At 62.2% G+C, this 19,976-nt stretch carries 17 protein-coding genes and 3 pseudogenes; 12 read left to right on the top strand and 8 right to left on the bottom strand.

Features of this window, described 5'->3' with window-relative positions; translation table 11 throughout:
- Nucleotides 1-87 precede the first annotated feature (87 nt).
- From NVB75_RS15965 to NVB75_RS15955, 3 genes are all read right to left on the bottom strand, one after another.
- A complete protein-coding gene (locus NVB75_RS15965) occupies nucleotides 88-1,065 on the bottom strand; it encodes an alpha/beta hydrolase (protein WP_258348325.1) in 978 nt (325 codons plus the stop codon).
- Nucleotides 1,066-1,956: a neutral zinc metallopeptidase gene (locus NVB75_RS15960; RefSeq protein ID WP_003215526.1), complete on the bottom strand. Its 891-nt coding sequence runs from the start codon at nucleotides 1,954-1,956 to the stop codon at nucleotides 1,066-1,068.
- Between the two features lie 239 nt (nucleotides 1,957-2,195).
- Nucleotides 2,196-2,612 carry a hypothetical protein gene (locus tag NVB75_RS15955; RefSeq protein WP_258348323.1) on the bottom strand — a complete coding sequence of 139 codons (417 nt, stop codon included), beginning with the start codon at nucleotides 2,610-2,612 and terminating at the stop codon, nucleotides 2,196-2,198.
- 186 nt (nucleotides 2,613-2,798) lie between these two features.
- On the opposite strand from NVB75_RS15955, the gene NVB75_RS15950 reads away from it, so the two are divergent.
- Nucleotides 2,799-3,677, top strand: coding sequence for a DMT family transporter (locus NVB75_RS15950; RefSeq protein WP_258348322.1), 879 nt, complete (start codon nucleotides 2,799-2,801; stop codon nucleotides 3,675-3,677).
- Between the two features lie 5 nt (nucleotides 3,678-3,682).
- On the opposite strand, the gene NVB75_RS15945 is transcribed toward NVB75_RS15950, so the two are convergent.
- Together NVB75_RS15945 and NVB75_RS15940 are read right to left on the bottom strand one after the other, a co-directional pair.
- A complete protein-coding gene (locus NVB75_RS15945) occupies nucleotides 3,683-5,017 on the bottom strand; it encodes an MFS transporter (RefSeq protein WP_017477863.1) in 1,335 nt (444 codons plus the stop codon).
- Nucleotides 5,018-5,137: 120 nt separating this feature from the next.
- The gene (locus NVB75_RS15940) at nucleotides 5,138-5,275 is read right to left on the bottom strand and encodes a hypothetical protein (protein ID WP_157721300.1); all 138 of its coding nucleotides are present in this window, start codon (nucleotides 5,273-5,275) and stop codon (nucleotides 5,138-5,140) included.
- Here NVB75_RS15940 and quiC point away from each other — a divergent pair.
- Nucleotides 5,274-7,172 (top strand): 3-dehydroshikimate dehydratase QuiC, encoded by a 1,899-nt coding sequence (gene quiC / locus NVB75_RS15935; protein WP_258348314.1) that lies wholly within the window; start codon nucleotides 5,274-5,276, stop codon nucleotides 7,170-7,172. The genes NVB75_RS15940 and quiC overlap by 2 nt on opposite strands.
- Before the next feature lie 71 nt (nucleotides 7,173-7,243).
- Nucleotides 7,244-7,909: a TetR/AcrR family transcriptional regulator gene (locus tag NVB75_RS15930; RefSeq protein ID WP_258348313.1), complete on the top strand. Its 666-nt coding sequence runs from the start codon at nucleotides 7,244-7,246 to the stop codon at nucleotides 7,907-7,909.
- Nucleotides 7,910-8,031: 122 nt separating this feature from the next.
- Here NVB75_RS15930 and NVB75_RS15925 read toward each other — a convergent pair whose 3' ends face one another.
- Nucleotides 8,032-8,898 carry a shikimate dehydrogenase gene (locus NVB75_RS15925; RefSeq protein ID WP_258348307.1) on the bottom strand — a complete coding sequence of 289 codons (867 nt, stop codon included), beginning with the start codon at nucleotides 8,896-8,898 and terminating at the stop codon, nucleotides 8,032-8,034.
- Entirely contained in the window at nucleotides 8,895-9,335 is a 441-nt protein-coding gene (aroQ, locus tag NVB75_RS15920; RefSeq protein ID WP_017477859.1) for a type II 3-dehydroquinate dehydratase, read from the bottom strand. The genes NVB75_RS15925 and aroQ overlap by 4 nt, the downstream gene beginning before the upstream one ends.
- A gap of 205 nt (nucleotides 9,336-9,540) precedes the next feature.
- Between aroQ and NVB75_RS15915 the strand changes: the two genes are divergently transcribed.
- The 8 genes and pseudogenes from NVB75_RS15915 to NVB75_RS15880 form a co-directional block, all read left to right on the top strand.
- Complete coding sequence (locus tag NVB75_RS15915) at nucleotides 9,541-10,062, top strand: RNA polymerase sigma factor (RefSeq protein WP_093204841.1); 522 nt, start codon at nucleotides 9,541-9,543, stop codon at nucleotides 10,060-10,062.
- Nucleotides 10,063-10,125: 63 nt separating this feature from the next.
- Nucleotides 10,126-11,115, top strand: coding sequence for a FecR family protein (locus NVB75_RS15910; protein WP_258348305.1), 990 nt, complete (start codon nucleotides 10,126-10,128; stop codon nucleotides 11,113-11,115).
- Nucleotides 11,116-11,249: 134 nt separating this feature from the next.
- On the top strand, nucleotides 11,250-13,910 hold the full coding sequence (locus NVB75_RS15905) for a TonB-dependent receptor (protein ID WP_258348303.1): 2,661 nt from the start codon (nucleotides 11,250-11,252) through the stop codon (nucleotides 13,908-13,910).
- Between the two features lie 81 nt (nucleotides 13,911-13,991).
- Nucleotides 13,992-14,612 carry a heme acquisition protein HasA gene (locus NVB75_RS15900; protein WP_258348302.1) on the top strand — a complete coding sequence of 207 codons (621 nt, stop codon included), beginning with the start codon at nucleotides 13,992-13,994 and terminating at the stop codon, nucleotides 14,610-14,612.
- Between the two features lie 87 nt (nucleotides 14,613-14,699).
- Entirely contained in the window at nucleotides 14,700-16,439 is a 1,740-nt protein-coding gene (locus tag NVB75_RS15895) for a type I secretion system permease/ATPase (RefSeq protein WP_258348300.1), read from the top strand.
- Entirely contained in the window at nucleotides 16,436-17,767 is a 1,332-nt protein-coding gene (locus NVB75_RS15890) for an HlyD family type I secretion periplasmic adaptor subunit (RefSeq protein WP_258348299.1), read from the top strand. The genes NVB75_RS15895 and NVB75_RS15890 overlap by 4 nt, the downstream gene beginning before the upstream one ends.
- Nucleotides 17,764-19,092: a TolC family outer membrane protein gene (locus NVB75_RS15885; RefSeq protein WP_258348297.1), complete on the top strand. Its 1,329-nt coding sequence runs from the start codon at nucleotides 17,764-17,766 to the stop codon at nucleotides 19,090-19,092. The genes NVB75_RS15890 and NVB75_RS15885 overlap by 4 nt, the downstream gene beginning before the upstream one ends.
- Before the next feature lie 235 nt (nucleotides 19,093-19,327).
- Nucleotides 19,328-19,483, top strand: a pseudogene (locus tag NVB75_RS15880) (TolC family protein); the annotation flags it as partial.
- 165 nt (nucleotides 19,484-19,648) lie between these two features.
- On the opposite strand, the pseudogene NVB75_RS15875 reads toward NVB75_RS15880, so the two are convergent.
- Nucleotides 19,649-19,720, bottom strand: a pseudogene (locus tag NVB75_RS15875) (hypothetical protein); the annotation flags it as partial.
- Between NVB75_RS15875 and NVB75_RS15870 the strand changes: the two are divergent.
- Nucleotides 19,721-19,850 (top strand): annotated as a pseudogene (locus NVB75_RS15870) (peptidase); the annotation flags it as partial.
- Between the last annotated feature and the right edge of the window lie 126 nt (nucleotides 19,851-19,976).

Here is a 19,976-nt window from a genome sequence, read left to right as displayed (position 1 = left end):
GGTGTGTCAGTCAATACATAGGCTGACTGATCCACCGCATTCGCGAGCAAGCCCGCTCCCACATTTTTGATCCGGTTTCTTCAGTGGTTATTGGAACAGTACTTTCTGCCCCTCAGGCGACGTAAACATCTTGTCCCCGTCATGCCCAACCCCCGGCACTTCCACCAGCTTATGGCCCAACTGCGGATGCCGCTGCTTGAGGTAGTCAAAATAGTTGTGCCCGCGAATCAAGCGATACGCACCTTGGGTTTCAGCCCCGCAGCTCTTGTCCAGCGCCGGGTGATTCGGGTCGGTGTCCTGCTGGCCCAGCAAGTAAGTGACATTGCGCGAAACGTAAGCCTGCTCCAGCTGCTCGGCACTTTGCCCCTTGGCGTAGGCCGGCAGGTTTTGCATGCCGTATTTCCAGTCATTGAAGCCCGGGCAACTGGCCACATCGAACTTCACCGGCCGCTGCGGGCTGAAGTACGCGTAGGACGAAGGGTTGGCCACTACATAGCGCAGGCTGATGCCTTCGGTTTGCAGCAGCGGGTGATCATGCCCGGTCAGTGCAAAACGCTGCACCACCTGGCCGCCGCCAGAATGGCCGGCCACCACGATTTCTTTCAGGTTCGGGAACAGTTTGCGGTTGCCCAGGTGCTTGATGATCTGGTCCAACGCGCCGTAGGAGCTGATTTGGCCCGGGCCGGTAGACGGCTCGCCGGCCATCCAGTCATTGCTGTTCCAGCGCAGGGTCTGGCCGTCGACCTGGTTGCGCTTGATGTCGGTCTGGTTGAGAAACTGCGGCGCAATCACCAGGGTGTTGGCGTTTTGCCCTGCGGCTTCGGCGGCTTTTTCGCCGCTGCCCAGGTAGGTCATGGCGTTGCGCAGGCGGCCATGCACGATGATCAGCGCGCGGGTGACTTGAGGCAGCGGCTGGCGCCAGTCCTGGCTCAAGCCGACGCTCAGGTCGCCGGCATCCAGGTGAAAACGATCGGGGCTGACCACCTTGACGCCATGCTCGGCAGCCCAGGTGGAGGAGGAACAGGTGATCAACAAACCTAACAGCAGACCCAGTCGTTTATTCATTTAAAGGCTCTTGGCGGTAAAGGTGTCGCATTGAGTGATCTGGCCCTGGGCGAAGCCGGTCTTGAACCAGCGAACCCGCTGTGCCGAGGTGCCGTGGGTAAACGAGTCAGGCACCACACGGCCCTGGCCCTGTTGCTGCAAGCGGTCATCGCCGATGGCGTTGGCCGCGTTCAATGCTTCTTCAATGTCGCCGGGCTCCAGCCAGTTCAGGCGTTTTTGTGCCCGGTTGGCCCACACCCCGGCGAAGCAGTCGGCTTGCAGCTCCTGGCGCACCAGCAGGCCGCCGTCGCCTTGCATCTGCCGGCCTTGCTGGCGGGCTGCCTGAATCTTCGCCGAGATGCCCAGCAGCGTCTGAACGTGGTGTCCGACTTCATGGGCGATCACGTAGGCCTGGGCGAAATCCCCGGCGGCCTTGAAGCGTTGGGACATTTCCCGGAAGAAATCCAGGTCCAGGTATACCTGTTGGTCTGCCGGGCAATAGAACGGCCCGCTGGCGGAGGTGGCGCCACCGCAGGCGGAGTTCACCCGGCCGCGGAACAGGATCAGTTTGGGGTTCTTGTAGGTCAGGCCGTTTTCCTGGAACACCTGGGCCCAGGTGTCTTCGGTGTCGCCGAGGACGGCGCGCACGAAGTCGGCCTGTTCATCATTGGCCGGCGGCGCCTGGCGGGTTTGCGGGCTGACGGAGGGCGCTTGCTCGGTGAGCTGGCCGCTGAGTTGCCCGAGGATCTGCATCGGGTCCTGGCCGGTCAGCCAGCCGATGCCGACGATCAGCACGATGGCCGTCAGGCTCAGGCCCTTGCCGCCGCCAAAGCGCATGCCGCCGCCACCGCCACCGCTGTCATCGCGGGCGTCCACCACGTTGTCGCTGCGTCGGCCTTTTTTCCATAGCATGTGGCAATCCTCTTGATGGTTCTGCAGCTCAGTGTTGTTGGTGTGTAGGGTTGGCGCCAGTCCGGCTGTCGGTGGCGAGGGGGCTTGTCCCCCGTTGGACTGCATAGCAGTCCCAATAAGAACACCGAATCCTTCCGGAAAGAACACTTTTGCCTGCTATGGGGCTGCTGCTGCGCAGCCCAACGCGGGGCAAGCCCGCTCGCCACAGGTAATGGGTGTCCAGCGGGAAGTTATGGGTGTCAGTCGCGGCAATACCCTTCGCCGGTGTCGACGATCAGGCAGTCTTTCTTGTCGGCCAGCCATTTCAGGCCGGTGGCTTCGCCGTCGCCGGCGCTCAGAATCTGCGGGCCGTCCGGGCGTTCAAAGGTGATGCCGTCTTCGGATGCCTGACCCTTGAAGGTGCCGGAATCATAGTCATCCAGGCCGTATTTCATGGTCAGTACATAGTGGCCACGGCCGATGCTGTCGTCCTTGGCGATGGTCAGGTTCAGGCCTTCGACGCCAATCCACTTGCCGACCCATTTGTCGGTGGGCAGCACTTCCGGTACCAGCGTCGCTTGGACGGAGGGCGGCGCCGGCGCCTTGGCGGTCTCGGCTTGCTTGTCGCAGGCGCTGAGCAGCGCCAGGGTCGAAAGAATCAACAGGGTTTTTTTCATGGTACGAAGGCCTTGGTTAAAAAACGCGCAGTGGGCAGGGCGGCGTGAAGCGTTGGACTGGAAAACCGCAATTTAGTGCGCTGTTCGAACAGTGTTTGGTTATGCTCTTGAGCGAGGCGCTTTACCCGTTCTAGATTATGCCGCGGTATGCGGCGGTCATTTCAGCCTGCCACTCAAGAGAATGCAATGACCCTCAGCACCCCACTTTCCGGCGTCAACCACCCGCTCAAAGGCATTTTGCTGATTGTGGTGGCCACTTTTCTGTTTTCCAGCCACGACGCGCTGTCCAAATACCTGGCCGGGTTTTACCCGATCGTGATGGTGGTGTGGGCCCGTTATCTGGTGCATACGCTGTTGATGGCCGGGATTTTCCTGCCGCAATCAGGGCTGCGGGTGCTGCGCAGTAAACGACCGTTGCTGCAGGTGGCGCGGGCGTTGTGCTTGCTGGGCACCAGCCTGTTTTTCACGGCGGCGTTGCACTTTATCCCGTTGGCCGAGGCCACGGCGGTCAACTTTCTTGCGCCGATCCTGGTCACCGCCTTGTCGGTGCCGCTGCTGGGTGAGCATGTGACCCGTGGCCAATGGCTGGCGGTGATTTGCGGGTTCATCGGGGTGTTGATCATTGTGCACCCGGGCGGTGAGCTGTTCACCCCGGCGGTGTTGTTGCCGCTGACGTCCGCGCTGTTCTTCTGCTTCTACCAACTGCTCACCCGCATCCTCAGCAAGTACGACACGCCCACCACCAGCAACTTCTTCGCCGGGCTGTGCAACACCCTGGTGATGAGTGCGCTGGTGCCGTTCTTCTGGCAAGTGCCGAGCCTGTGGCATGGGGTGTTGATGCTGGCGCTGGGCAGTTGCGGGATGACCGCGCACTTGATGCTGACCCAGGCCTTCCGCTTCGCGGCACCGGCCCTGCTGGCGCCGTTCGGCTATTGCCAGATCGTGTTTGCGGGGTTGTTGGGCTGGCTGGTGTTCAATCACACCCCGGACCTGACCACGGTGGTCGGGATCGGGGTGATCTGCCTGAGTGGGTTGGCCGCTGCCTGGCAGCAGCGGCGCAAGTAGGAGATTCAGACCTCGACGGTCGGAATCTTGCGTGGCGCCATGAAGTACATCCAGATCAGCGCGATGAAGTACATCGCCGGAATCAGGGTGAACAGCACGGTGTAGTTGTTGTTGGTCACGGTCAGGATGTGGCCGACGATCTGAGTCATGAACATCCCGCCGATGGCCGCGCACATGCCGCCAAAACCAAACACCGTGCTCATCATGTGCTTGGGCGTGTAGTCCATCACCAGGCTCCAGATGTTGGCCGTCCAGGCCTGGTGCGCGCCGATGGCCAGGGAGATGGCAAACACCGCGACCCACAGCTGGCTGGAACCGGCGGCCATGATCACCCCGACGATGCAGCAGGCGAACAGCAGCATGGATAACAGCCGCGCCTTGATCGGATTCATCCCACGGCCGATCAGGAACGAAGACAGAATCCCGCCGCCGATGCTGCCGAAGTCCGCCGTCAGGTAAATGATGATCAGCGGAATGCCCATCTGGGTCACGTTGATGCCCAGGTTGTATTGCTGATTCAGGAACGGCGGCAACCAATACAGGTAGAACCAGAACACCGGTGCGGTCATCGAGTAGGCGAGGGCGAAGGCCCAGGTGCCGCGCATCCGCAGGATGCGGCTGAACGGCACGCGGGGTTGTTCCGGTTCGACTTCCTGCTGCACGTAGTCCAGTTCCGATTGCTTAACGCTCGGATGGTCTTCCGGGTTGTAGTACTTCAAACCCCAGAACAACAGCCAGATCGCACCCAGTGCCGACATGCACAGGAAGGCGGCCTGCCAACCCCATACGTGGAGGATCAGCGGCAGCAGCATCGGCGTCATCATCGCGCCGACGTTGGTGCCGGCATTGAAGATCCCGGTGGCCACGGCACGCTCGCCAGCGGGGAACCACAAGCGGGTGGTCTTGACGCAGGCCGGGTAGTTGGCGGCTTCGGTCAGCCCGAGAATGAACCGGCAGACCATAAAGCCCACCGCCGAGGTGGCCAGGCCGTGGGCGCCGGTGGCCAGGCTCCACAGCAGTACCGCGCAGAAGAACACGCGCTTGACGCCGACCCGGTCGATCAGCCGGCCTTGCAGCACAAAGCCGATGGCGTAACCCACCTGGAACCAGAAGTTGATGTTGGCGTAGTCCATCGCCGTCCAGCTCATTTCCTTGGCCAGGATCGGTTGCATCACGCCGAGGGCGGCGCGGTCGATGTAGTTCAGGGTGGTGGCGAAAAACACCAGGGCCAGCATGCCCCAGCGGGTTTTACCGACAGCCATGGCGCCACGGATTTTGTCGCCGATGCCGCTATGGGGATTGCTGTGGCGCACGGCCACGGCGGGATTTTGCGAAGGCATGAGGAAGTACCCGTTTTTTTTGAAATTTTTATGGTGTGTTCAGGGTCTTGGTTAACCGAGGCCACTCAACCCGAGCGGGACTCAATGTGCTGTCGATGGTGCGCAGAGGCTAAAAAATCGTCAATTCGCCGATTGCCATTCTGTTCGATAATCGCCCATAAAACTAACCGGTTCGTACATTTCAATTGCTGTGATGAACCTGGCGGCCAATAATTTGCCGTAAATAAGACCTGCTTCATCTGCCGGGAGTCGCCCCATGCAACGCTCCATCGCCACCGTTTCCTTGAGCGGAACCTTGCCGGAAAAACTCGAAGCCATCGCGGCTGCCGGGTTTGATGGCGTGGAAATCTTCGAAAACGATCTGCTGTATTACGACGGCAGCCCGCGTGAAGTCAGGCAAATGTGCGCCGACCTCGGCATTGCCATCACCTTGTTCCAGCCGTTCCGGGATTTTGAAGGCTGCCGCCGCGACCGCCTGGCGCGCAACCTTGAACGAGCCGAGCGCAAGTTCGACTTGATGCAGGAGTTGGGCACCGACCTGGTGCTGGTGTGCAGTAACGCGTCAGCCGATTCCGTTGGCGATGAAAGCATTCTACTGGATGACCTGAGCCTGCTGGCCGAACACGCTGGCCGCCGTGGCCTGCGCATTGGCTATGAAGCGTTGGCCTGGGGCCGACACGTCAACACCTGGCAACAGGTGTGGAACCTGGTGCGCAAGATCGATCATCCGAGCCTGGGCGTGTTGCTCGACAGCTTCCACACCCTGTCCCTCAAGGGCGACCCGAGCGCCATTGCCGAGATCCCCGGCGACAAGATTTTCTTTGTGCAGATGGCCGACGCGCCGATCCTGGCGATGGATGTACTGGAATGGAGCCGGCATTTCCGCTGCTTCCCAGGCCAGGGCGAGTTCGACCTGGCGGGCTTCCTCGCCCCCATCATCAAGAGCGGCTACACCGGGCCGCTTTCCCTGGAAATCTTCAACGACGGCTTCCGCGCCGCACCGACCCGGGCCAACGCCGCCGACGGCCTGCGCTCGCTGCTGTACCTCGAAGAGAAGACCCGCCAGCGGCTGGCGGAGGAAGCCAAACCGGTCCCCGAGATTCTGTTTGAAACCCCGGCCGCCAGCGAATACGACGGCATTGAATTCCTGGAATTTGCCGTGGATGAAAACCTCGGTGCCAAGCTCACTTCATGGCTGGAGCGTCTGGGCTTCGTCAAGGCCGGGCAGCATCGCTCCAAGAGTGTGAGCCTGCTGCGACAGGGCGATATCAACCTGATCCTCAACTGTGAACCCTATTCCTTCGCCCACAACTTCTTCGAGGCCCACGGCCCGTCGTTGTGCGCCACGGCGATCCGCGTGAAGGACAGCGCCAAAGCCCTGGAGCGGGCGGTGGCCTACAAGGGCCAGCCGTATCGTGGGCTCGTCGGCCCCAACGAGCTGGAGCTGGCGGCCGTTCGTGCACCAGATGGCAGCCTGATCTACCTGGTAGACCAGAACGAAGGCGGCCTCTACGACACCGACTTCAACCTGCAACCCGCAAGCCCTGCCAGCGGCGGCCTGCTGCGCATCGACCACATGGCGATGGCGTTGCCTGCCGACAGCCTCGACAGCTGGGTGCTGTTCTACAAAAGCCTGCTGGATTTCGAAGCCGATGACGAAGTGGTGCTGCCCGACCCCTACGGCCTGGTGAAAAGCCGGGCACTGCGCAGTCGCTGCAGCTCGATTCGCCTGCCGCTGAATATTTCCGAGAACCGCAACACCGCGATTTCCCACGCGTTGTCGAGCTATCGCGGCTCGGGCGTGCACCACATTGCCTTCGACTGCGCGGACATTTTCGCCGAGGTCAGCCGGGCCAAGGACGCCGGTGTGCCGCTGCTGGATATCCCGCTGAACTACTACGATGACCTGGCGGCGCGGTTTGATTTCGACGACGAGTTCCTCAGCCAGTTGGCCTACTACAACGTGCTGTACGACCGCGATGCCCAGGGCGGTGAACTGTTTCACGTCTACACCGAGCCGTTCGAAGGCCGGTTTTTCTTCGAGATCATCCAGCGCAAGAACGGCTACACCGGTTACGGCGCGGCCAACGTGGCGGTGCGCCTGGCGGCCATGGCCAAGTCCCGCAGCGGAGCGGCGCGCCAGGCCAGGTTGTAAGGTGCTGGCGCTTCCTTCGGCGTGCGGCGCGGCCCATAATCACCGCCTGCACCTAAGGCCGTGAGCGCACCATGACCCTGACTTCCGAGCTTCCCGCCGCGGCCACTGCGCCGCGCAAGAGCCGCAAGAACAACCCGGAAAAGACCCGCGAGAACATTCTCCAGGAAGCCATCGTCGAGTTTGTTCAGCAGGGCCTGTCCGGCGCGCGGGTGGACGCGATCGCGGAGCGTATCCAGACTTCCAAGCGCATGATCTATTACTACTTCGGCAGCAAGGAACAGCTCTACGTCGAGGTGCTGGAGAAGCTCTACGGCGACATTCGCAACACCGAGACCCGGATGAACCTGACGGCCCTGGAGCCCCGGGAAGCGATTCGCCGGCTGGTGGAATTCACCTTTGATCACCACGATCAGAACGTGGATTTTGTGCGGATCGTGAGCATCGAGAACATTCATAACGCCGAGTACGTAAAGCAGTCGACGTCGATCAAGGCGATGAACAGCAACATCCTCGAAGCCCTCGGCACTACGTTGCGCCGGGGTGCGCAGATGGGGCTGTTCCGCGAAGGGCTGGAGCCGCTGGACGTGCACTTGCTGATCAACTCGTTCAGCTTTTACCGGGTGTCGAACCGCCACACCTTCAGCGAGATCTTTCAGATCGAGTTGTCGGATGAGGCGGTCAAGCAGCGGCATCGGGCGATGATCTGCGAGTCGGTGTTGCGCTATTTGCAGGCCTGAGTTCAGCACTGAGCAAAATGTGGGAGCGGGCTTGCTCGCGAAGGCGGTGGATCAGCCATACATCCGGCGACTGACACTCCGCATTCGCGAGCAAGCCCGCTCCCACATTTTTGATCCGGTTTCTACAGTTGGGTGGTCATGCTTCGGAAGTGCGCGAGCATTCTCTCGGCATCCGCCACTTCGCCAGTGAACAACTCAAACGCTTTCACCGCCTGAAACACCGCCATGTTGCCGCCATCCAGGGTGCGGCAGCCCAAGGCGCGGGCGTTGCGCAGCAGTTCGGTTTCCAGTGGGAAGTACACGATTTCCGCTACCCACAAGTCGGCGCGCAAGGTGTCCAGCGGTACGGGCATACCCGGCAGCTTGGCCATGCCCATCGGTGTGGTATTCACCAGGCCGTCGGCTTCGGCCATGGCGCTTTCCAGGTCATTGCCTGCCTGGGCCCGACCGGCACCAAAATGCTGGTTGAGGTTGTCCGCCAGGCTGCGGGCGCGTTCGGCGTCCACGTCAAAAATACTCAAGCGTTCCACGCCTTCGCCCAGCAGCGCATGGGCCACTGCCGCGCCGGCACCGCCTGCGCCCATCTGCACCACGAACGTGCGAGCCACATCATTCAAGCCGCGACGAAAACCTTCGGCAAAGCCCAGGCAGTCGGTGTTGTGGCCGATGCGTTTACCGTCGCAAAGCACCACGGTATTCACCGCGCCGATGCCCCGCGCTTCGGGCGACAGTTCGTCCAGCAGCGGCAGGATCGCCTGCTTGCACGGGTAGGTGATGTTCAAGCCGGTGAAGTTCATCTGCTCGGCGGCCATCAACAGGTCGGGCAGCGCGCGGGTATCCGTCTGCAACTGGTCGAGGTCGATCAGGCGATACAGGTAACGCAAGCCCTGTGCATCGCCTTCGCGCTCGTGCAAGGCTGGAGTACGGGAGGCCTGGATGCCGGCGCCTATCAGGCCGGTGAGAATTCGACGTTTGGACACCGGGCTCATCCCTTCAAGGTCTTGCTGAAATGTTCGAGGGCCAGGTGATAACCATGGCTGCCAAAACCGGCCAGCACCGCCTTGGCAATCGGTGACACAAACGAGTGATGACGGAAGGCTTCCCGGGCATGCACGTTGGACAAATGCACTTCGATCACCGGCACTTCACTGGCCACCAGCGCGTCGCGGATCGCCACCGAGGTGTGGGTCCAGGCCGCCGGGTTGATCACGATGCCGGCGCAACGGGCGCGGGCGCCGTGGATCCAGTCCAGCAATTCGCCTTCGTGGTTGGTCTGGCGGAATTCGACTTTCAGTCCCAGCTGTTCGGCGCTGCGGCCACACAGGGCGGCGACGTCGGCCAGGGTTTCGTGGCCATAAGTGGCGGGCTCGCGAGTGCCGAGCAGGTTGAGATTGGGGCCGTTGAGCACCAGCACGATGGGCGGCATGAAGGGTTCTCCACTGTTGTTTTTATGTATGCCGATAAAATGTACTGGATGGTTAATTTGGTCAATCATCTGGGTGGGAACCGTTCGATTATCGAACGCAGAATGAAAACCATCGTTATGCAGATCAGAGTTGATATCAATTGAAAATCATTCTCGACAACGCTTAAGATGCCCGCCTGTTTCCTTTACATTCCAGGGAGTCGGTTTGTCGGACGTGGATCTCAAAGGCCTGTTTCTCAAGCACGCCGATACCCTGCGCGGGTATCTCGCGCGCAAGGTACGGGACCCGCAGTTGGCCGCAGACCTGGTGCAGGAGAGTTTCCTGCGCCTGGCGCAAAAGCCGGTCGGCGAGCGCATCGACAACTCCCAGGGCTATCTCTATCGCACGGCCAGCAATCTGCTGATCGACCATATTCGCCAGGAGGCACGGCGCAAGACCGACTCCGTGCCCCATGAGGCGCTGGCCGAGATTGAAGACGAAATGGCCGGGTTGGAGGCTCAGGCGATGGCGCAGCAACAGCGGCAGGCATTGAAGCAGGCACTGGCGGAATTGCCGGAGCGTACCCGACAGATTTTCCGTCTCAACCGCATCGAGGGCATGACCCATGCCCAGGTCGCACGGCACCTGGATATTTCCGACAGCTCGGTGCAAAAGCACCTGGCCAAGGCGCTGGCGTATGTCATGCAGCGTTTGCAGGAAGGCGAGGCGGGGCCATCCGACGAATGAATTACCGACAAACCTGGGGTCAGACGTCACAGCGTTACATAACGAAAAATTCGAGATTCACACGTGAATAGCCCAGGTCCGCAACAGCACAGCATTACCGAGGCGGCTGCCGATTGGGCGGTGCGCCTGCACGCCGGTGCCCTGACCGATCAGGAGCAAGCCGAGCTGCGCCAATGGATCGCCAGGGACAGCCGCCATGAAGCGGCGCTGCGCTTTGCTGAGCAGACATGGGCGGCGCTGGGGGAGGTGCATCGCGATGAGACGGTGCATCGCCAGCGGCCAGCCACCGCCGCTGCGCCGGTGCGCGGCTCTCGGCGCCGCAAGCCGTGGCGCGTGGCAGCGAGTGTCGCGCTGTTGCTGGTGGCGGCCGGCGTCGGCTGGGTGCGCGGGCCCGAAGCGTTGCTGCACCTGCAGGCCGATTACGTCACCCACAAGGGCGAAGTGCGCACCGTGCACCTGGCCGACGGCAGCAGCGTGCAGCTGGATTCTGCGAGTGCAATCAAGCTGGAGTTTGACGGTGTGCAGCGGCGCATCAGCCTGATCAAGGGCTCGGCGATCTTTGATGTGGCGCCCATGGCCGGCGAGGAAAAACGGCCGTTCGTGGTGCAAAGCGCCAGCGGGCAAACCCGCGCCTTGGGCACGCGGTTTGTGGTCGAGCGGGAAGATGACCGGCAGGCCTGGGTCGGCGTCTTGCAGCACAGTGTGGCGGTGACGCTCCAGGCGCTGCCGCAGAAAGAAACCGTGCTCAAGGAAGGCCAGGCTGCGCGCTACAGTCCCGAAAACGGCGTGGTCGCCCTTGATGACCTCGACCTGGAGCGCGCCACCAGTTGGCGTCGGGGTGTGCTGATCTTTGATCGCTTGCCACTGGCCAAGGTCATCGAGCAACTCAACCGCTACCGGCCTGGCAAGGTCGTACTGACCGATGCCGACCTGGGCACCCGTGAAGTCAGCGGCGTGTTCCGTCTCGACATGCTCGACACCGCCCTCGGTACCCTGACCGAAGAATTGCAGGTGCAGCGCTTCGATCTGGCGGGGCTTAGCCTGATCTATTGATGGGGTCGCCAGGCCCCATTTCCAGCCTTCGAAAAAACTTTCAAAAAAACCTTACTGAGTTCCCACGCCTGACACGTCCTGTTAAGTGAGAAGTATTCGCATAAACAAGAATGGTCAGCGAAGGGATAACGTAGATGTCTGCAATCACCAAGGGGCGTATCACCGGCAGCCGGTTGGCCCTTGCCATTCACTTGGGGCTGTTCGCCTCTGCCTGCCAGGTGCAGGCCGCCGAGGCGCCGGCCGGTGCATCGCAGCCCGCTACCTTGATGTTCGACATCGCTGCGCAACCCTTGGGCAGTGCCGTGCTGCGCTTCGCCGACCAGGCCGGCTTGCAGGTGCTGTTCGACAGCCAGCGCCTGCAAGGGTTGAGCAGCACCGCGCTCAAGGGCAGCTTCAGCGTGCACGAAGGCCTCGGTCGTTTGCTCGGTGCCGCGCCGGTGGAGTACCGCTTTACCGGCGCCCGCCAGGTCACCCTGACCCGGGTTGAGCAGCCGGCCAACGCTGCGCTGGCATTGGCGACCACCACGATCACCGGCCAGCACAGGAATGACTGGGTGTATTCATCGCCGCGCTCGGTCAGTGTGGTGGGGCGCGAACAGTTGGATCGCAACCCGCCGCGCCATGCCGCCGAGATGCTGGAAGAGGCCCCTGGGGTCTACTCGGCGGTCAGTCAGCAAGACCCTGGCCTGTCGGTGAATATTCGCGGGATCCAGGACTATGGCCGGGTCAACATGTCGGTCGACGGCATGCGCCAGAATTATCAGCAGAGCGGTCACCAGCAACGTAACGGCACGCTGTATGTCGACCCTGAGTTGCTGTCCGAGGTGGTGATCGAAAAGGGCGCGACCTCCACCATGGGCGGTGCAGGAGTGATTGGCGGGGTTGCCAACTTTCGTACCGTGGAGGCGGCTGACCTGCTCAAGGACGGCAAGCAAATCGGCGGGCGCATTCGTGTCACCACGGGCCTCGGCGGGCTCAGCAACGGTACGCACTTTATCGGCAGTTCGGCGTTTGCCGTCGGCACCGATGTGTGGGACATGCTGGTGGCCGCCAGTGAGCGGCATCTGGGGGATTACGACCCCGGCACCCAGGGCAGCATCGGCGACCTGCGTACCGGCACGGCGTTCATACCGGCCAGCCAGGATCGCATCAAGAATACCCAGGTTGCCTATTCGGGTTCGGTGATGCGTTCGCGTCTGCTCAAGCTCGGTCTCAACTTGCCGGCTGACCAGCGTTTGCAACTGAGCTACCTGTTGACCGAAGTCGACTACGACGACGTCAACATGATGACCGCCGAAAAACCTCAATTATGGGAAAAGCTCGGCAGCAGCAACGTTAAAGCACAGAACCTCGCGCTGGACTACAGCTACACGCCGGACAATCCGCTGATCGACTTCAAGGCCAAACTCTACGCGGTCGACACCCGCAACGACCAGTCCACGTTGGCCCGTGGCCGCACACCCGGCTACGACGTGACCTATCAAACCGACACCTATGGCGTTCAGGCGCAGAACACCTCGACCTTTGCCTTGAGCGAGCTGTCCGTGCTCAAGGCCAACTACGGGCTGGAGTTTTTCTACGACAAGGTCCGGCCGGACTCCAACCAACCGGTGGAGGCTGGCTCTGCGGTTGAGGCTTCCGCGCTGGAAAGCATCACCCCCAAAGGTGACCGGGCGATGGGCAGCCTGTTCGGTCGCCTGGATTACGACTACGACGACTGGCTGAACCTGAATGCCGGGCTGCGTTACGACCGCTATCGACTGCGGGGCGAAACCGGCTTGAACACCCGCACTTTCATCATCGGCACCACCCGCCAGATCGGCGTACCCGTGGCCTATGACGTTGACCGGGAGGAGGGGCATTTCTCGCCGACCTTCGGCCTGTCGATCAAGCCGGGTGTCGACTGGCTGCAGCTGTTCGCCACATACGGCAAGGGCTGGCGTCCTCCGGCGGTCACCGAAACCCTGGTCAGCGGCCGGCCCCATGGCGGTGGCTCGGAATCGATCCTGCCCAACCCTTACTTGAAGCCCGAGAAGTCCACGGCGTGGGAGGTCGGGTTCAACGTGCTCAAGCAAGACCTGCTGTTGGAAGGCGACCGTGTGGGCGTGAAAGTGTCCTACTTCAACACCCGCGTCGATGACTTCTCCTATATGGCCCTGGGGGTGCAGCCACCCGGTTATGGCATCGCCAACATTGGCAACGCGGCGTATGTGAACAACCTGGAGACCACCCGTTTTCGCGGCCTCGAATACCAACTGGATTATGACGCCGGGTTTGCCTACGGCCAGGTCAACTACACCCGCATGCTCGGCAGCAACAAGTTCTGCAGCAACACCGCCTGGCTCGGCGGCGTGACCAAGATCCAGAGCCGGCCAGGTAACCGTAGGCCGGTGGACGCCATGGTGCCGGACGACGTGGCCAATGCCGCCGTGGGTTGCAACGCCATCCTCGGTTCCTCCGAGCACATGCCGATGGACCGTGGCACCGCGACGCTGGGCGCGCGTTTCTTCGAGCGCAAGCTGGATGTGGGTGTCCGCGCCCGCTACAGCGCCGGTTACTACGTAAAAGGCGGCGTCGGCGTGACCACCTCGCAAACCGGCGTTTACCCCGCTGACTGGAAACCCTACACCGTCTACGACCTTTACAGCAGCTACCGCGCTACTGATCAGTTGACGCTGCGCCTGGCCATGGAAAACGTCACCGACCGCGCGTACCTGGTGCCGCTGGGCGACGTGCTGGCCTTCACCCTCGGCCGTGGGCGCACCCTGCAGGGCACCGTTGAATATCAGTTCTGACCGATTTTGCCCAGTGACGGGCAAAGCCACAGCAGGCACTGGCTTGCTGCGGAGTTACCACCCCATGACTTGGAGTTTTGCATGAGCATTTCTATTTCATACAGCACGGCCTATGCCGCTAATACCGTTGCCGAGTACCTGAGCGACTGGTCGGCTTACTTTGGCGACCTGAACCACCGTGAAGGTTCGGTCAAAGAGGGTTCGAACACTGGTGGTTTCAATCCTGGGCCGTTCGACGGTACCCAATATGGCGTGTCCAGCACGGTCAGCAATGCGGCGGTGGTCGCTGACGGCGACCTGCACTACACCCTGTTCAACCCGCCGTCGCACACGTTGTGGGGTTCGCTCGACGCCCTCAACCTGGGCACTGTCCTGACGGGCGGCGCTGCCGGCGGTAGCTACAGCCTCGCCGACCAGGAAGTCAGCTTCACCAACCTGGGCCTTGAGAGCCTGCAGTCGGAAGGCCGTGCGGGCCAGGTGCACCAGATCGTCTACGGCCTGATGAGCGGCGACAGTTCGGCACTCGCCTCAGCAATCGATTCCCTGCTCAAGGACATCGACCCAAGCCTGTCGATCAACTCCACCTTCGATCAACTGGCCGCAGCGGGTGTGGCGCATGCGGATTCGACGTCGTTCGCGGCGGCCGACGTGGCCCTGGTAGGCGTGCAGGACGTGCCTCAGGACTTTGCCCTGGCCGCCTGACGCCTTGGCTGCATGAAACAAGCCGATGAAGGATCACGCCTTCATCGGCTTTCGGTGTTTCCCGATTTCCTCCATGAGAATTCCCCGATGCGCCATGCCGGCAACGAAACCCTGGCCGCCCTCACCGCCTATAAAAGCGGCTTCCTTAACATTGGCCTGTTCTCGGCGGTGATCAACTTGCTGATGCTGGCCCCGGCGCTGTACATGTTGCAGGTCTATGACCGGGTGCTGGCCTCCGGCAACGAGATGACCCTGTTGATGCTGACGCTGATGATCCTCGGCTTGTTCGGCTTGATGGGCGCGCTGGAGTGGGTGCGCAGCCAGGTGGTGATTCGCCTCGGTACGCAGATGGATATGCGCCTGAACCAGCGGGTGTACGACGCCGCGTTCGAGGCGCAACTGAAAGGCGGCACCCAGGCGGCGGGGCAGGCGCTCAGCGACTTGACGGCCTTGCGCCAGTTCGCCACCGGCCAGGCGCTGTTCGCGTTTTTTGATGCGCCGTGGTTCCCGGTGTACCTGCTGGTGATCTTCCTGTTCCACCCCTGGCTCGGCCTGCTGGCCCTGGCCGGCGCGGTGATCCTGGTGGCCTTCGCCTGGGTTAACCAGCACATCTGCCAGGCGCCGTTGGCCCAAGCCACGCAACTGTCCATCAGCGCCAGTCAGCAGGCCACGTCCAACCTGCGCAACGCCGAAACCATCGAAGCCATGGGCATGCTGGCGACCTTGCGCGCACGCTGGTTTGCCCAGCACCAGGCGTTTCTGGCGGCGCAGAACCTGGCGAGTGAAAAGAGTGCGGCCATCAGTGCCTGGTCCAAGGGCGTGCGCCTGGCGTTGCAGTCATTGGTCCTCGGTTTGGGCGCGTTGCTGGCGGTGCAAGGGGCGATTACGCCGGGGATGATGATCGCCGGTTCGATCCTGATGGGCCGGGTACTGAGCCCCATCGACCAGTTGATCGGCGTGTGGAAACAGTGGAGTTCGGCACGCCTGGCCTATGAGCGGTTGTCAGTGATGCTGGCGGCCAACCCCGCGCGTACGGAGCGCATGAGCTTGCCGGCGCCCAGCGGCCAGTTGACGGTGGAGCAGGTGAGCGCGTGTGCGCCGGGCAGTCGTCGACCTGCGCTGGCCAACCTCGGCTTCAGTCTTCCCGCCGGTGAAGTGCTGGGCGTGATCGGGCCGTCCGGTTGTGGCAAGTCGACGCTGGCGCGCCTGCTGGTGGGGGCCTGGGCACCAATGGCCGGCAAGGTGCGCCTGGACGGCGCGGACCTGGCGCAATGGGACAAGCAGCAACTCGGCCCGCACATTGGTTATCTGCCACAGGACATCCAACTGTTCGCGGGCAGCATCGCCGACAACATCGCGCGTTTCGGCGCGGTGGATTCGGACAAGGTCCTGGCCGCCGCGCAAATGGCCGGCGTGCATCAACTGATCCTGCAACTGCCCCAAGGCTACGACACCCAACTGGGTGAGGGCGGCGCCGGGTTGTCCGGCGGGCAGAAGCAACGTGTCGCACTGGCGCGGGCGCTGTACGGCTTGCCCGCGCTGATCGTGCTGGACGAGCCCAACTCCAATCTCGACGAAGCCGGCGAGCAAGCCTTGCTGCAGGCCATCGCCTCGCTCAAGGCGCAGCGCCGCACGCTGGTGTTGATCACCCACAAGACCAACGTGCTGACCCTGACCGATCAATTGTTGATTCTGCGGGACGGACAGCTGCAAGCGTTCGGGCCGACTGTTCGGGTGTTGGAGGCCACGCAGAAACCAGCAGCGCCGCCCAAACCGGTGTCGACGATGAGCATGAGCTACCGCCTCGGTGAAGGAAAAAAAGCATGAACCGACCTGTGCTTGTGGCGGACAACAGCGTGCCGCCCGTGAATAACGTACTGGCGCTGGACGATAAAAAGTACGCGCGTTTGGGCTGGTTGTTGGTGCTCGGCGGGTTTGCCGGGTTTCTCGGCTGGGCTGCGCTGGCACCGTTGGACAAAGGCGTGGCGGTGTCCGGCAAGGTCATGGTCTCGGGGCACCGCAAGACGGTGCAGCACCCGGCGGGCGGGATCGTCGAACGGATCGAGGTGCGCGATGGCGAGGTGGTGAGCGCCGGCCAGGTATTGATCCGCTTGAAGGAAACGCCGTTGCGCGGGCAAATGCAGTCCTTGCGCAGCCAGTTCATCGCGTCCCAGGCCAGCGAAGCGCGCTTGAGTGCCGAGAGTGAAGGCTTGTCGGCCATCGTCTTCGGTCCCGAACTGCTGAACGATCCGCAGGCCACCGCCACCTTGAGCCTGCAACGGCAACTGTTCAGCAGCCGTGCCCAGGCCCTGGCCACGGAGCAGCAAGGCCTGCGGGAAACCATCGCCGGGGCCGAGGCGCAACTGCGTGGCACCCGGGATTCCCAGGCCAGCAAAGTACTGCAACGCACTGCCATGAATGAACAACTGCAAGGCCTGCGGGAGCTGGCGCGGGACGGCTATATCCCGCGCAATCGGCTGCTGGAAAGTGAACGCCTGTACGCCCAGCTCGACGGCGCGATTGCCGAGGATTTCGGCCGCATCGGCCAGTTGCAACGGCAAGTCCTCGAACTGCGCCTGCGCATCCGCCAGCTGGGCGAAGACTTCCAGAAAGACCTGCGCGGCCAACTGGCGGAAACCCGTACCCGCAGCGACGACCTGCGTAACCGCCTGGCCTCGGCTGAGTTCGAACTGGCCAACAGCCTGGTGCGCGCGCCGGCGGCCGGCGTGGTGGTTGGGCTGGATGTGTACACCGAAGGCGGTGTGATCAAGCCCGGCCAGGCGTTGATGGACATCGTGCCCCAAGGCGAACCGTTGCTGGTGGAAGCGCGGGTGCCGGTGCAGATGGTCGACAAGGTGCACCCGGGCTTGCCGGTGGAACTGCTGTTCTCGGCCTTCAACCAGAGCACCACGCCGCGCATTGCCGGTGAAGTGACGCTGGTGTCGGCCGACCGCCAGGTCGATGAGCGCACCGACGAACCGTATTACACCGTGCGCGCCCAGGTCAGCGCCGCCGGCATGCGCCAGCTAGGCGGCTTGCAGGTTCGTCCGGGCATGCCGGTGGAAGCGTTCGTCAAAACCGGTGAGCGCTCGATGCTCAACTACCTGTTCAAACCCTTGCTGGATCGGACTCACATGGCGTTGGTGGAAGAATGAAGGCGCTGGTATTCAGCCTGTGCTGTGCCTGTAGCGGTTCGGTCCAGGCGCTGGGATTGCTTGATGCCTATGACCTGGCGCTACGTAACGATCCGACGTTTCAGGCGGCGATCCAGGAACGCGAGGCCGGCGAGGAAAACCGCATCATCGGTCGCGCCGGACTGCTGCCGAACCTGTCCTGGAGCTACAACAACTCGCGCAACGAATCCGAAGTCACCCAGTCGACGGCGGTGGGCAATGTCACCAGCGACCGTGATTACCGCAGCTATGCGTCGACCCTGACCTTGCAGCAACCGCTGCTCGATTACGAAGCCTATGCGCGCTATCGCCAGGGCGCAGCGCAGGCGCTGTTTGCCGATGAACGCTTTCGCGGCAGGAGCCAGGAGCTGGCGGTACGGGTGTTGAGCGCCTACAGCCAGGCGTTGCTGGCCCAGGAGCGGATCGAGCTGAGCCGCGCCCAGAAACGCGCGTATGCCGAGCGCCTGCAACTCAATGAACGGCTGCTCAAAGGCGGCGAGGGCACCCGCACCGATGTGCTGGAAACCCAGGCGCGCCTGAGCCTGGCCCAGGCCGAAGAGATCGAATCGCTGGACACCCAGGACGCTGCCTTGCGCGAGCTGGAAGCGATAGTCGGTGAGCCGTTACAGATAGAAGAGCTGGCGCCTCTGACCCGACAGTTCGACATTCCGCCGCTGGAACCCAATCGCTTCGAAACCTGGCGCGACTTGGCGATGGCCAACAACCCGGAACTCAAATCCCAGCACCACGCGCTGGACGCCGCCGAGTACGAAGTGGAGCGCAAGCGCGCCGGGCACATGCCCAAGGTCAGCCTGTACGCGAGCAGCCGCCAGACCAGCTCCGATTCGGAAAGCAGCTACAACCAGAAGTACGACACCAACAGCGTCGGCATCCAGGTGAGCTTGCCGCTGTTTGCCGGTGGCTCAGTGTCGGCGTCAACCCGTCAGGCCGCGAATCAACTGTCCCAGGCGCAATATGAACTGGACGCGCAAACCGCCAAGACGCTGATCGAACTGCGCAAGCAATTCAACCTCAACACCAGCGGCGCGGCCAAAGTGCGGGCGTATGAAATGGCGGTCAGCTCGGCCACCGCCCTGGTGACGGCGACGAAGAAAAGCGTGACCGGTGGCGAGCGCGTCAACCTTGATGTGCTGGATGCCGAGCAGCAACTGTTCACGGCACGCCGCGACCTGGCGGATGCGCGGCATGCGTATCTACTGGCGCGGATACAGCTGAAGTATTTTGCGGGGTTGCTGAACGAGCAGGACCTGCGGGCGTTGGCGGGGTATTTCCAGCCGTCGGCATGATGGCGGTATTTGCCAACACACCGATCCATTGTAGGAGCTGTCGAGCCTTGGCGAGGCTGCGATGGCGGCGGGACTGATGACATTTTTCTGTCTGACCTACCGCCATCGCGGCCTCGCTAAGGCTCGACGGCTCCCACATTTTGATCTGTGCAGTGCTGGGGATTTAACGCCGGGTCAGTAACACACCCGATTCCATGTGGTGCGTTCAGGGGAACTGGTCAAACAGCGCGCACTTGTGCTGGATGCCGAGCAGCAACTGTTCACGGCACGCCGCGACCTGGCGGATGCGCGGCATGCGTATCTGCTGGCGCGGATACAGCTGAAGTATTTTGCGGGGTTGCTGAACGAGCAGGACCTGCGGGCGTTGGCGGGGTATTTCCAGCCGTCGGCATGGTGGCGATATTTGCCAACGCACCGGTCGATTGTGGGAGCTGTCGAGCCTTGGCGAGGCTGCGATGGCGGCGGGACTGATGACGTTTTTCTGTCTGACCTACCGCCATCGCGGCCTCGCCAAGGCTCGACGGCTCCCACATTTTGATCTGTGCAGTGCTGGGATTTAACGCCGGGTCAGTAACACACCCGATTCCATGTGGTGCGTCCACGGGAACTGGTCAAACAGCGCGCACTTGTGCTGGATGCCGAGCAGCAACTGGCCACGGCACGCCGCGACCTGGCGGATACAGCTGAAGTATTTTGCGGGGTTGCTGAACGAGCAGGACCTGCGGGCGTTGGCGGGGTATTTCCAGCCGTCGGCATGATGGCGATATTTGCCAACACACCGGTCGATTGTGGGAGCTGTCGAGCCTTGGCGAGGCTGCGATGGCGGCGGGACTGATGACATTTTTTTATCTGACCCACCGCCATCGCGGCCTCGCTAAAGCTCG

The organism is Pseudomonas sp. CBS (genome assembly GCF_024734645.1).
Taxonomy (GTDB): Bacteria; Pseudomonadota; Gammaproteobacteria; order Pseudomonadales; family Pseudomonadaceae; genus Aquipseudomonas.
Note: the sequence above shows the minus strand (reverse complement) of the source record. Positions and strands in the feature narration are given on the sequence as shown.